The 11,829-nt window shown below is 74.3% G+C and carries 12 protein-coding genes; 2 read left to right on the forward strand and 10 right to left on the reverse strand.

Annotated elements, in window-relative coordinates; genetic code table 11:
- Nucleotides 1-8: 8 nt before the first annotated feature.
- From F9B16_RS05520 to F9B16_RS05565, 10 genes are read right to left on the reverse strand one after another with little or no spacing between them, the layout of a single operon-like run.
- Entirely contained in the window at nucleotides 9-863 is an 855-nt protein-coding gene (locus F9B16_RS05520) for an SMP-30/gluconolactonase/LRE family protein (RefSeq protein WP_151538737.1), read from the reverse strand.
- Nucleotides 860-1,798: a sugar kinase gene (locus F9B16_RS05525; protein ID WP_225991375.1), complete on the reverse strand. Its 939-nt coding sequence runs from the start codon at nucleotides 1,796-1,798 to the stop codon at nucleotides 860-862. Before F9B16_RS05525 ends, F9B16_RS05520 begins: the two co-directional genes overlap by 4 nt.
- Complete coding sequence (locus F9B16_RS05530; protein WP_151538738.1) at nucleotides 1,795-2,490, reverse strand: bifunctional 4-hydroxy-2-oxoglutarate aldolase/2-dehydro-3-deoxy-phosphogluconate aldolase; 696 nt, start codon at nucleotides 2,488-2,490, stop codon at nucleotides 1,795-1,797. Before F9B16_RS05530 ends, F9B16_RS05525 begins: the two co-directional genes overlap by 4 nt.
- Entirely contained in the window at nucleotides 2,484-3,629 is a 1,146-nt protein-coding gene (gene dgoD / locus F9B16_RS05535; protein ID WP_151538739.1) for a galactonate dehydratase, read from the reverse strand. The genes F9B16_RS05530 and dgoD overlap by 7 nt, the downstream gene beginning before the upstream one ends.
- Nucleotides 3,626-4,375, reverse strand: a complete 750-nt coding sequence (locus F9B16_RS05540; protein ID WP_151538740.1) for an SDR family NAD(P)-dependent oxidoreductase — start codon at nucleotides 4,373-4,375, stop codon at nucleotides 3,626-3,628. The genes dgoD and F9B16_RS05540 overlap by 4 nt, the downstream gene beginning before the upstream one ends.
- Entirely contained in the window at nucleotides 4,372-5,322 is a 951-nt protein-coding gene (locus F9B16_RS05545) for a DUF4380 domain-containing protein (RefSeq protein ID WP_225991376.1), read from the reverse strand. Before F9B16_RS05545 ends, F9B16_RS05540 begins: the two co-directional genes overlap by 4 nt.
- Nucleotides 5,323-5,342: 20 nt before the next feature.
- On the reverse strand, nucleotides 5,343-6,449 hold the full coding sequence (locus F9B16_RS05550; RefSeq protein ID WP_225991377.1) for a zinc-dependent alcohol dehydrogenase family protein: 1,107 nt from the start codon (nucleotides 6,447-6,449) through the stop codon (nucleotides 5,343-5,345).
- 12 nt (nucleotides 6,450-6,461) lie between these two features.
- A complete protein-coding gene (locus tag F9B16_RS05555; protein ID WP_151538742.1) occupies nucleotides 6,462-7,484 on the reverse strand; it encodes an ABC transporter permease in 1,023 nt (340 codons plus the stop codon).
- Between the two features lie 30 nt (nucleotides 7,485-7,514).
- Nucleotides 7,515-9,011, reverse strand: coding sequence for a sugar ABC transporter ATP-binding protein (locus F9B16_RS05560; RefSeq protein WP_151538743.1), 1,497 nt, complete (start codon nucleotides 9,009-9,011; stop codon nucleotides 7,515-7,517).
- A gap of 19 nt (nucleotides 9,012-9,030) precedes the next feature.
- Nucleotides 9,031-10,017, reverse strand: coding sequence for a substrate-binding domain-containing protein (locus F9B16_RS05565; RefSeq protein WP_151538744.1), 987 nt, complete (start codon nucleotides 10,015-10,017; stop codon nucleotides 9,031-9,033).
- Nucleotides 10,018-10,151: 134 nt separating this feature from the next.
- On the opposite strand from F9B16_RS05565, the gene F9B16_RS05570 reads away from it, so the two are divergent.
- On the forward strand, nucleotides 10,152-10,850 hold the full coding sequence (locus F9B16_RS05570) for a FadR/GntR family transcriptional regulator (RefSeq protein ID WP_151538745.1): 699 nt from the start codon (nucleotides 10,152-10,154) through the stop codon (nucleotides 10,848-10,850).
- Between the two features lie 382 nt (nucleotides 10,851-11,232).
- On the forward strand, nucleotides 11,233-11,637 hold the full coding sequence (locus F9B16_RS05575) for a G5 domain-containing protein (protein ID WP_225991378.1): 405 nt from the start codon (nucleotides 11,233-11,235) through the stop codon (nucleotides 11,635-11,637).
- Nucleotides 11,638-11,829: the final 192 nt, after the last annotated feature.

Genomic DNA, 11,829 nt, shown 5'->3' on the forward strand with positions numbered 1-11,829 from the left:
CGGCGGCGTCAGGCGCGGGGCGCGGCCCGGAAGGGGACGACCGGGTAGCCGCCCGCGGTCGTTCCGGTCGTGAGGACGCGGCCGTCTGCAGGCCCCGGAGTGTCCAGGCCGTGGGTGGCGGTGGTCACCAGGACCCGGTGCGGCGGTGCAAGCGAGAGGCCGACGCTGGTAGGCTGGCTCGCGGGAAGCCTGAACACCGTCAGCAGATCGCCGGACGGGGCGTAGCGGTGCACGGCGGACGCGCCCCAGACCGCCGACCACAGGCATCCCTCGGTGTCGACGGCCATGCCGTCCGGGGAGCCGTCCGGTACGCGGGCGAACACCTCGCGCTCCCCCAGCTCGCCGGAAGACGGGTCGACAGGGACACGGTAGATGACGCCATGGGCGCTGTCGGCGAGGTACATAGTCCGGCCGTCAGGGGTGAAGGCGGGGCCGTTGGGGATGGTCAGGCCGTCCATGGCGGTGTGGACGGTGCCGTCGTGCTCCACCCGGTAGAGGGAGCCTGCGGCGAGCGTGCCGTCGTAGGCCATCGAGCCCGCCCAGAAGCGTCCGGACAGGTCGGTCGTGCCGTCGTTCATGCGCATGGGCGTGGCGGCGCCGTCCTCCGGGCGCGCCAGCCAGTCGACGGTGCCGTCGCCGTTCAGGAGGGCGATGCCGGTGTCGGCGGCGGCGATCCACGCGTCCGAGTCCTGGACCGGGGCGACGGCGCCCAAGGGGAACGGCACCGAGGCGAGGAGCGTGGCGGGCTCCAGGCGGTACAGGTTTCCGGCCAGGAGGTCGACGGCGACGAAGCCGCCGGGCGTGGCGCGCAGCCCTTCGCCGAGTTCCCACGGGCCGGTGTTCTCCAGGACGGTCCAGGTCATCGCAGCGCGGCTCCTTCGGGAAGGCCGATGAGGTCGAGTTCGTCGCGGCGGGGCAGACCCTCCCAGTCGCCGCGCGTCAGCACCGCGAAGGCGCCGACGGTGTGGGCGCGGCGCAGGCGGGCCTCGGCGTCGAGGCCGTCCAGCAGGCCGGACAGGTACCCGGCGACGAACCCGTCACCGGCGCCGATCGAGTCGACGGGGTTGACGCGATGGGCGGGCACGGTACGCGTTCCGTCCGCGGTGTAGGAGCGGGCCTCGTCGCCGTTCTTGACGACGACCTCGGTGACGCCGCCGTCCAGCAGCCGTGCGGCGATGCTTTCCGGTGGACCGGATCCGAGCAGGGCCAGTTCGTCGGGGGACGCGATGACGTGGTCGGCGCCGGCGGCGAGCGGGGCGAGCGCCTCGGCGGCCGCCTCCCGGGTCCATAGCCGCGGCCGGTGGTTGAGGTCGAGGCTGATCTGCGCGTTCCGGGAGCGGGCGAGGCGGCACAGCGCGGTCACGGCGTCCCGGCAGGACGCGCCGAGCGCCGGGGTGATCCCGGTGACGTGCACGATCCGCGGCTCGAACGGCAGCGCCTCCACGTCGTCCGGGCAGAGCCGGGACCCGGCGGAGCCGGCCCGCAGGTACTGGACGCGGGTGACGTCCGGCAGCCGCTGCTCGAACATGATCACGCCGGTGGGCGCGGTGCCGTCGCGGCGGACGGCCGAGACGTCAACGCCCTCGGCGCCCAGCGTGCGGGTGACGAGGTGTCCAGCCTCGTCGGTTCCGACGCGCCCGGCCCAGGCGGCGGTGTGGCCGAGCCGGCTCAGGCCGATCGCGACGTTGCTCTCGGCCCCGGCGATGCTGGTGGTGAAGCCGGAGCCGAGCCGGATCGGGCCCGTGGCGCGCAGCGCCATCATCGCCTCCCCGGCGGTGAGGACGTCCACCCGGGTCACGCGGGCCCGCCCGGCGCGGCCGTGACGGCGAGGAACGCGCGGGCGCGGCGGCGCAGTCCTTCGAGGTCGCCGCCTCGGGGCGCGTCCCCGCACAGGGGCGAGCCGACGCCGACCGCGACGGCGCCGCGCCGCAGGTACTCGGCGGCCTCCGCCTCCCCCACGCCGCCGACCGGGACGAACGGGACGTCCGGGAACGGGTCGCGCAGCGCGGTGAGGTAGCCGGGGCCGTGCGCGCTCGCCGGGAACAGCTTGACGGCGGTCGCGCCGGCGGCGACGGCCGCGGCCGCCTCGGTCGGGGTGAGCGCCCCGGCGAGGACGGGGAGGCCGAGCCGCAGCGCCTCGTCGACGCCCGCGCCGAGCGCCGGCGTGACGGCGTATTCGGCGCCCGCGTCGCGGGCGCGGCGCGCGTCGTCCGCGGTCAGCACGGTGCCCGCGCCGATCCGCGCGGCGCCGGCGGTCCTGCCCGCGACCTCCTCGATCACGCCCAGGGCGCCGGCGCCGCTCAGCGACACCTCGATCAGCGTGACGCCCTCCTCCGCGAGGGTCAGGACGGTGCGGGCGGCCGCCGCCGGGTCCGGGCCCCGGACGATGGCGACCAGCCGGCGCCGCTCCAGTTCTTCGGCGATCGTGCCCGCCGTGTTCGCCGTGTTCGCCGTGTTCGCCGTGTTCGCCGTGTTCGCCGTGTTCACCATTCCGCGTGCCCTCCGTCCGGGTGCCGCCAGACCGGCGGGCGCCACCGGTGCCCGGTCCGGTCGGCGCGGCGCACCTCGTCCTCGTCGATCTCTATGCCCAGGCCCGGCGCGTCCCAGCGCTCGATCGAGCCGTCCACGAACGCGAACGGCGACCGGTCGGCCAGGTAGTCGAGCACCTCGGCGCCGTGGTTGTAGTGGATGCCGATGCTCTGCTCCTGGATCAGGAAGTTCGGCGTCGCGAACGCCACCTGCAGGCTCGCGGCGAGCGACAGCGGGCCGAGCGGGCAGTGCGGGGCGAACAGCGCCCCGTACACCTCGGCCAGCGACGCGATCCGCCGCACCTCGGAGATCCCGCCGGCGTGCGACAGGTCGGGCTGGACGACCGCGACGCCGGCCTGCAGCGCGGGCAGGAACTCGGCGCGGGAGAACAGCCGCTCGCCGCACGCGATCGGGGTGGTGGTGGACGCGACGACGTCCGCGAGCCGGTGCGTGTGCTCCGGCAGCACCGGCTCCTCCACGAACAGCGGGCGGTACGGCTCCAGCAGGGGGATCAGCCGCCGCGCGGCGGGCACCGTGATACGGCCGTGGAAGTCGACGGCGAAGTCGGCCTCGTCCCCGATCGCCTCCCGGACGGTCGCGGCCCGCCGCACGATCGCGTCGATCTGCGCGGGCGGCGGCAGCGCCGCGGCCCGCCCGGAGGCGTTGATCTTCACGGCGGTCAGCCCGGCGGCGATCTGCGCGGCGGCCTCGTCGCCCACCTCGCCCGGTTCGTCGCCGCCGATCCAGCCGTACACCCGGACGCGGTCGCGGACCGCGCCGCCGAGCAGCTGGTGCACCGGGACGCCGAGCGAGCGGCCGAGGATGTCCCACAGCGCCTGGTCGAGCCCGGCGACCGCGCTGGACAGCACCGGGCCGCCCCGGTAGAACGCCGCCTTGGTCATGGTCTGCCAGAGGTCCTCGACGCGGCGCGGGTCGGCGCCGAGCAGCAGGTCCGCCAGCTCGTGGACGGCGGCGCGGACCGTGTCGGCCCGGCCCTCCACGACCGGCTCGCCCCATCCGACGAGCCCGTCGTCGGTCTCCACCCGGCAGAACAGCCAGCGCGGCGGGACGAGGAACGTCTCCACTCTCGTGATCTTCATGCGGATCCCTTGGTGATGCTCCAGCCCCCGTCCACCGGCAGCGAGACGCCGGTGACGAACGAGGCGTCCGGGCCGGCGAGGAACGCGATCGCCGCCGCGACCTCCTCCGGGCGGCCGAGGCGCCCCGCCGCGGTCTCGGCGGCGCTGCGCCGCCGGTCGGCCTCGCCGATCCCGTCCCACTGCGCGGTGAGGACCGGGCCGGGCAGCACCGCGTTCACCCGGACGCCCGGCCCGTACTCGGCGGCGAGCTGCCGGGTCAGCCCGGTCAGCCCGGCCTTGGCGGCGGCGTACGCCGGGCGTCCCGGCAGCCCGAACGCGGCGTGCACGGACGACACGATCACGACGGAGGCGCGGTCGCTGGCGCGCAGGTCGGGGAGGGTCGCGCGGACGCCGAGGAAGGTCCCGGTGAGGGTGACGTCGAGCTGGCCCCGCCAGGATTCGAGGGTGATCTCGTCGGCCGCGCCGGGCTCGTAGCGCAGGGCGTTCGACACCAGGACGTCCACCGGCCCGAGTCCGGCGCGGCAGGCGGCGACGGCGCGGTCCCAGCCGGCGGGGTCGCTCACGTCGCAGCGCAGGCCGAGGACGGCCGCGCCGCTTGCGGACAGCTCGGCGGCCACGTCGTCGACCTGCGCGGACACGTCGAGCAGCGCGACCGCGTACCCGTCGGCGGCGAGCCGGCGGGCGGTGGCCGCGCCGATCCCCTGCGCGGCGCCGGTGACGACGGCGACCGGTCGTCTCGCGGTCACGGCGTCTCCCCTCTCTCGCCGGCCCGTTCCACCGTCACCCGGATGCCGAGCGCGGTGGACGCGCCGGGCGCGAGCGTCTCCCACGGGCCGAGCGCCTCGCACTCGACGATCCGGGCGGGCGGCGCCAGCCCGCCGAGGTGCTCCAGCGGACGGTCGAGGGGATGCTCCATCCACACCTCGGCGCGCGAGCCGCCGTCGGGGTACGGGGCGTCGTCGTGGACGTCGAACTCCATGGTCAGGCGGTGCCCGGCCCGCGTGTAGGCCAGCCGCCCGGCGGCGTGGGGGAAGCCGAGCTTGCCGACGGCGTCCTGCGCCGGGACCTCGACGGTGTCCGGGCGCGGACGCGTCCAGCCGGGCGCGGCCGTGCCGACCGCGAGCTCCACCGGTGCGCGGAAGCCCGGCCCCACCGCGACATGGACTGTTCCACCACCGGGGTACTGGGCGACGTTCCACACCGCCCACCGCACGGGCCCGGACGACGCGTTGACGGCCGAAACACGCAGGTCGTAGCCGCTTTCCCCGGCGCGCAGCCGGATCTCGCGGCGCAGCCGCAGCCCGGTGCGCGGATCGTGCTCGCTCTCCAGCACCAGCGCCGCGTCCCCGGAGCCCGTGCGCACCTCGCGCGTGTACGGGCCCGAGTCGAGCACCGGGTCGGGCGGCCCGGCCCACTCCCCCGCCGACGACCAGCCCTGCGGCGCGGGCCAGGTCTTGTCGCCGCCGTAGTTGTGCCAGTTCGCCATCGGCCCCGAGGTCGGTTCCGGCCGGTGCCCGCCGATGGGGTGCAGCCGGTCGTCCAGCAGCGCCGGATTGCGCCACAGCAGTTCCTCACCGTCGTGGACGAGGCTCAGCAGGCGCCCGCCCAGCGCCGGGACGCCCCCGAGCCGCAGCGTCCCGTTGCCGAGCCACACCACCTCGTACGGGCCGGACGTGTCGCTCTCGACGCGCACGGCTTCTTCCACACCGGCCGTCACTGCGCCGCGTCCGGGACGAGCACGACCTTGCCCTTGCTCGTGCCGGCGGCCAGGGCGTACGCCTCGTCGGCCCGCGACAGCGGGAAGACGTCGCTGACGGCCTTCTCCGGCCGCAGCCTCCAGCCGACGAGGTTGCGCGCCAGCTCGCTCATCGCCGGCAGCGACGTCACCCAGGACGCGTGGATGGTGAGCTGCTTGTGCAGCAGCGTGTCCGAGACCTCGGTGCACAGGTCGCCGCCCTCGCCGACGAGCGAGACGTGGCCCCACTCGGCCGCCGCCTCCAGGGCGAGGCTGCGGCCCGGGCGCGTCCCCGAGCAGTCGATCGTCACGCCCGCGCCGCCGCGTCCGGTGAGGTCGGCGACCGCTTCGGCGGTGCCGTCGCCCGCGGGCAGGGTCGTGTCGAACACGCCGAGCGTCCCGGCCCAGTCGCGGCGCGCCTCGGACGGCTCGACGCCGATCACCTTCCGGGCGCCCATGCCGCGTCCGATCATCCCGGCGGCGAGCCCGACCGGGCCGAGCCCGACCACCAGCAGGTCGGTGTCGCCGCTGACCCCGGCGCGGCGCAGCCCCTCGTAGGCGGTGCCGAACCCGCAGGCGATCAGCGCGCCGTCCACGTAGGACAGCTCGTCCGGCAGCGGCACGCACGTCCGCTCCTCGGCGAGCAGGTACGGGGCGTGCCCGCCGTCGCGCTGCCACCCGTAGGACTCGCGGCCGGAGCCGCAGCTGATGTAGTGGCCGCGGCGGCAGTTGTCGCAGAGCCCGCAGCCCACGATGTGGTACACGATCACGCGGTCGCCCACCCCGAAGCGCCGCACGCCCGGCCCGGCCGCCACGATCCGGCCGGACGGCTCGTGCCCCGCGATCACCCCCCGGTAGGCGGGGCCGTCCACGCCGCGGTAGCCCTTGTAGCCGCGGTAGATGTAGCCGATGTCGCTGCCGCAGATCCCGGACGCGCCGACCTCGATCAGCACCTGCCCGTGGCCGGGTTCCGGCACGCCGAACTCGCGCAGCACCGCCGTCGAGTCCCCGGGCAGGAACACGCCCTCCATCCGCCCGGGCGTCCCCTCGGCCCCCGCGGGCCGCGTCGTCGAAGTCACGGTCACCACCGCCCCCTCTCAGGCCGCCGCGCCGGCGCGTCCGCGCCGCGCGACCACCACGTTGATCAGTACCGCGCCGACGATGATCACGCCGCGCACCACGTTCTGCAGGAAGGAGTCCACCCCGAGCAGCACCAGCCCGTTGCCGATCACGGTGATGAACACGACGCCGAGCAGGGTGCCGAGCATCCCGCCGCGGCCCCCGGACAGCGCCGTCCCGCCGATCACGACGGCCGCGATCACGTCGAACTCCAGGCCGGACGCCGCGCCGCCGCTGCCGGAGCCGAGCCGGGCCGCCAGCAGGATCCCGGTGATCGCCGACAGCAGGCCGGTCGTGGCGAACAGCAGCACCCGGATCCGGGTGAGGTTGATGCCCGCGAGCCGCGCCGCGCCCGCGTTGCCGCCGATCGTGTAGACCGACCGCCCGTACGCGGTGAACCGGGCGATGTAGGCGAACACCCCGAACAGCACCAGCATCACGATCGCCGACGTCGGGATCCCGGCGACGTCCCCGCCGAGCACGTCGAACACGCCGCTGTCCGGCAGCGTCACCGGCAGCGCGTCGGTGAGGTACAGCCCGAGTCCGCCGAGGATGCTCCACAGGCCGAGCGTCGTGATGAACGACGGCACGTCGAACACCGCGCGCAGCCAGCCCGCGATCGCGCCCCACACCACGCCGAGCAGCAGGGTCACCACGATCGCGCCGCCGACGCCGAGCCCCCACTCGGTGGCGCCCTTGGCGACCAGCACCGAGGAGAACGCCGTCGCCGGGCCGATGCTGATGTCGATCTCCCCGGCGATGATGACCAGCGTGACGCCCCACGCGGCGATGCCGACGGTCGCGGCGTCCCGCAGGATGCCGAGCTGGTTGTGCACCGACAGGAACCCCGCGGCCGACGCGCCGAGCGCCACGTACAGCGCGACGATCGCGACCAGCAGGCCGATCTCGTTCAGCTGGTGCGACCGGCCGTTCAGCAGGCGGCCCGCCACGCCCGCGATGCGCGTCCCGCCGGGCGGCGGGACGGTCCGAGTGGTGGTCATGGTCTCTCCTCGTCTCTCAGGGCGGGTTGCTCAGGCCGCCATCGCGGCGGACAGCACGGCGTCGACGGTCACCGCGTCGCCGGTGAACTCGGCGGCGACCGTCCCGCCGCGCAGCGCGATCACGCGGTCGCACACCAGCGGCAGCTCCTCCAGCTCGCCGGACACGAACAGCACGGCGGCGCCCCGGCCGGCCAGCTCCCGGACCAGCCGGTAGATGCCCTCCTTGGCCTCCACGTCCACGCCGCGGGTCGGCTCGTCGAGCAGCAGGATCCGGCTGCCCGCGTGCAGCCACCGGCCGATCACGGCCTTCTGCTGGTTGCCGCCGCTCAGCGCGGCGATCGGGGTGCGGGCGGACGCGGTCGCGATCGACAGCCGCTCGATCAGCCCGCGCGCGGCCCGGTCGACCTTCGCCGGCAGCACGGACGTGCCGCTGCTCACCGCCCCGAAGTCCGACATCACCATGTTCTCCCCGACGCCGAGCAGCGGGACGATCGCCTCGCTCTTGCGGTCCTCCGGCGTCAGCCCGACGCCGCGGCGCTTCATCCCGGCCGCGGTCACCCGCCGCACCTCCCGGCCGTCCACCCGGACGGTCCCGGCGGCGGCCGGCTCGAACCCGGCGATCGCCCGCAGGATCTCGGTGCGGCCCGAACCCATCAGCCCGGCCAGCCCGAGGATCTCGCCCGGGTACAGGTCGAAGGACACGTCGGCGACCTTCGGCGGGACGCTCAGCCCCGACACCGACAGCAGCGGCGTGGCGTCGCGGTCCACGGCGCGGGCGCGCGGCCGGACCGCCGCCTCGTACGCCGAGCCGAGCATCATCGCGACGGCGTCCTCGGTGGACGTGGCCGCCATGTCGACGGTCCCGACGACCTCGCCGTTCCGCATGATCGTCGCGGTGCGGGCGATCCGCCGGATCTCGTCCAGCCGGTGGCTGACGTAGATCACCGCGACGCCGCTCTCCGCGATCCGCCGGACCGCCTCCAGGACGGTCTCGACCTCCGCCGCGGCGAGCGCGCTGGTCGGCTCGTCCAGGATCAGCAGCCGCGGCTCGCGGCGCACCGCCCGGCAGATCTCCACGAGCTGCTGCTCGGCCAGCGGCAGCGCGCCGACCTGCGCGTCCGGCGCGATGTCCAGGCCGAGCCGGTCGAAGATCTCGCGGGCCGCGCGGCGCATCGCGGGATGGTCGACCCGGCCCGCCGCCGACCGCGGCCACGCGCCGAGGAACAGGTTCTCCGCCGCCGTCATCCCCGGCACCAGGCTGAGCTCCTGGTGGACGGTCCGCACCCCGAGCTCGTTCGCGCGCCGGACGCCGCCGTCGCCGAGCGGGGCGCCGCCGATCTCGACCGTGCCCGCGTCGGCGCGCTCGACCCCGGACAGCACCTTGATCAGGGTGGACTTCCCGGCGCCGTTGCGGCCGAGGAGCGCGCGGACCTCGCCCGCCGCGATCTCCAGGTCCGCCCCGGTCAGCGCCCGGACGCCCGGGTAGTGCTTGGTGACGTCGGCGACGCGTACCAGCGGGGTGCTCATGCCGCTCCTCTTCTCGGGGTTACGGGATGCCATCGGAGTGCTCCTGGAGCCAGCGCGTCCCGTCCTTGGCGCCGAGGTAGCGGTCGATCGGGGCGGGGACGACGAACCGGTCGCTCGGCCGGCCCGCCAGCACGTCCCGCGCGGCCTGGCCGGCGAGCCGCCCGACCTTGATGCCGGAGATGTCGGCGACGCCCTTCAGGACCCGTCCGTCCTGCAGCTTCTTGGCGGCCTCGACCGACATGTCGCCGCCGAACACGGCGGTCCTGCCGGTCTTCCCGCGCGCCTCGACGGCCTTGACCGCGCCGAGCATCTGCGACCCGGCCTCGCCGTAGAACGCGTCGATGTCGGGGTGGGCGGTGAGGAGCTGCTCGCCCCGCTCGACCGCCTCGTCCAGCGCGAGGCCCTGCTGGTTCGCCACGATCCTCGCGCCCGGCACCTGCGCCTTCAGCGCCTTCTCGAAGCCCTGCCGGCGCTGGATGCAGACCTCGAACTGCTCGCAGTTGATCACGCCGACCTTCGGGGCGCGCTTGCCGGCGGCCAGGAAGTAGGCGGCCATCTGCTCGCCGCTGACCCGGCCGAACTCGGCGGGGTCGCCGAGGACGAACGACGTCACGTACTTGCGCGCCTGCGCGTCCTCGATGCAGGTGTTGTAGCAGATCACCGGCACGCCGCTCTCCTTGGCGAGGCGCAGCGCCGGGATCGACGCCGTCGCCGAGGCCGGGGACACGATGAGCGCGTCGACCTTCGCCGAGCTCATCGTGTTGATGAACGAGCTCTCCTTGGCCGGGTCGGACTGGATGTTGGTCTGGACGAGCTGCGGATCGTCGTCCCCATGGCCGAGCGTCGAGCGCAGCCCCCGCTCCACGCCCGCGTAGTAGCCCTCGGCGTTCAGGTAGACGACGCCGATGCGCCCGTGCTCGCCCACCCTGCCGCAGGCCGCGGTGACCGCCAGGACCGCCACGACGGCCATGAGCACGGCCGCCAGACGGCGCTTGGCATGCTTCATCGACGTACTCCTCGTTCCGGCAACCTGCTGACCTTGTCTAACGTCCCCGCCCCGGCGCTGTCAATATTAATTCCTAATTTATGATTACTCTGTGAGGGCTAGGGTACTCGACGGACGAGCGAAGGAGGGGCCCCGTGGTGCGCTACTCGGAGCGCGGCCTGCACGGCCAGACGGTGCAGGAGATCGCGCGCCGCATCCTCGGCGGGGAGCTGGAGCCCGGCGACACCATCGACGTGGCCGCGCTCGGCGGCGAGCTGGACGTCAGCCTGACCGCGCTGCGCGAGGCGCTGAAGGTGCTGGCGGCGAAGGGCCTGGTCGCCTCGCGGCAGAAGCGCGGCACGTTCGTGCGGCCCCGCTCCGACTGGAGCCTCCTCGACCCCGACGTGATCCGCTGGCAGTTCGCCAACCGCGACGACCATGCCTTCCTGCAGAACCTGGCCGAGGTGCGCGGCATCATCGAGCCCCAGGCGGCCCGTTATGCGGCCCTGCGCCGCACCGCCGACGACCTCGCCGCCCTCGACGACGCCCTCGCCGCCATGAAGGCCGCCGACGGCGACCTCACCCACGCCGTCCAGGCCGACCTCGACTTCCACCGGGCCCTGCTCACCGCGACCCACAACGAGCTGCTGGAGCGGATGGAGGTCGTGATCGAGGTCGGCCTCGCCGAACGCGACCGCCTCGTCCACGGCGTCCGTCCCCACGACGACCCCGTCCCGAGCCACCGCGCCGTCCTCGACGCCGTTCGCAACGCCGACCCGGACCGCGCGGAACAGGCCATGCACGACCTCCTCTCCAAGGCGGCACACGACCTCAACACCCTCACCACCGACTAACAGCGCCCCTCAAAAAGGCGCCTGAGGCCGAGAAGCGTCCCGTCACGATTTCCGCGCCCATGGCCGGCCCGACACTTCCGCCGCGCGACGGACACCGCATTTCACCGCAGCCGCTCCCCGTGATTTCCCGGTATTCGGCCGGAAACGTGGCCTGACCCGGGCAACTCCCTTGACCGGCCGTGTCAGCGGGCAGCATGCTTCGGTCCCTACGGAGGGACGAATGCGACACCTCACTTTGATCGCCGTGGCCGCGACCGGCCTGCTCGCCCTGGGCGCCTGCAAGGCGGACCCCTCGCCGTCGGCGGCCGTTTCGCCGATATCGAGCCCGGCGGATTCCGGGTCCCCGGCGGCGTCCGCACCGGCGACGTCAAAGGCGCCGAGCGTGAAGAAGACGGTCACCGTGACCCGGAAGATTCCCTTCGGGACCCGGAAGGTGCGCGACCCGTCCCTCGCCAGCGGAACCACCGAGGTGAAGAGGCGCGGCGTCACGGGAATCAAGACGCTCACCTATCAGGTGACCCTCGTCAACGGCGTGCAGACCGGGAAGAAACTGATCCGCGAGGAGATCACCAAGGCGCCGGTCGAGCAGATAGTCGCCGTCGGGGCCAAGCGGGCGTCGCGCTGCGACTCGAACTACAGCGGCGCGTGCGTGCCCATCGCGAGCGACGTCGACTGCGCCGGGGGCAGCGGCGACGGGCCCGCCTACGTCCGGGGTCCCGTCCGCGTGGTCGGGAGCGACATCTACGACCTGGACCGCGACGGCGACGGAATCGGCTGCGACACCTGACCCTTGTTCGGCCGGGGCTCGCCGTGGGACCGGTCTCTCATCCGCGCGGGCCATATCCCGGGCTGTAGCGGGAACTGCGCGGAATGGTTCGGGAGCGATTTTCTGCTCTGTTTTGCGGCGATGCCTGATTTCTGGTTTCCCGCTCAGCGGGAAGCGGCGGTGCCGGGGCGAGCGGCCCCTCTTACGTTGTGA

It is taken from the genome of Actinomadura montaniterrae (assembly GCF_008923365.1).
Taxonomy (GTDB): Bacteria; Actinomycetota; Actinomycetes; order Streptosporangiales; family Streptosporangiaceae; genus Spirillospora; species Spirillospora montaniterrae.

What these genes read in the sequence shown, in the direction of transcription:
- F9B16_RS05520 (WP_151538737.1), bottom strand. Translation starts at nt 863, where the DNA reads ATGACCTGGACCGTCCTGGAGAACACCGGCCCGTGGGAACTCGGCGAA.
- F9B16_RS05530 (WP_151538738.1), bottom strand. Translation starts at nt 2,490, where the DNA reads ATGGTGAACACGGCGAACACGGCGAACACGGCGAACACGGCGAACACG.
- dgoD (WP_151538739.1), bottom strand. Translation starts at nt 3,629, where the DNA reads ATGAAGATCACGAGAGTGGAGACGTTCCTCGTCCCGCCGCGCTGGCTG.
- F9B16_RS05555 (WP_151538742.1), bottom strand. Translation starts at nt 7,484, where the DNA reads ATGACCACCACTCGGACCGTCCCGCCGCCCGGCGGGACGCGCATCGCG.
- F9B16_RS05560 (WP_151538743.1), bottom strand. Translation starts at nt 9,011, where the DNA reads ATGAGCACCCCGCTGGTACGCGTCGCCGACGTCACCAAGCACTACCCG.
- F9B16_RS05565 (WP_151538744.1), bottom strand. Translation starts at nt 10,017, where the DNA reads ATGAAGCATGCCAAGCGCCGTCTGGCGGCCGTGCTCATGGCCGTCGTG.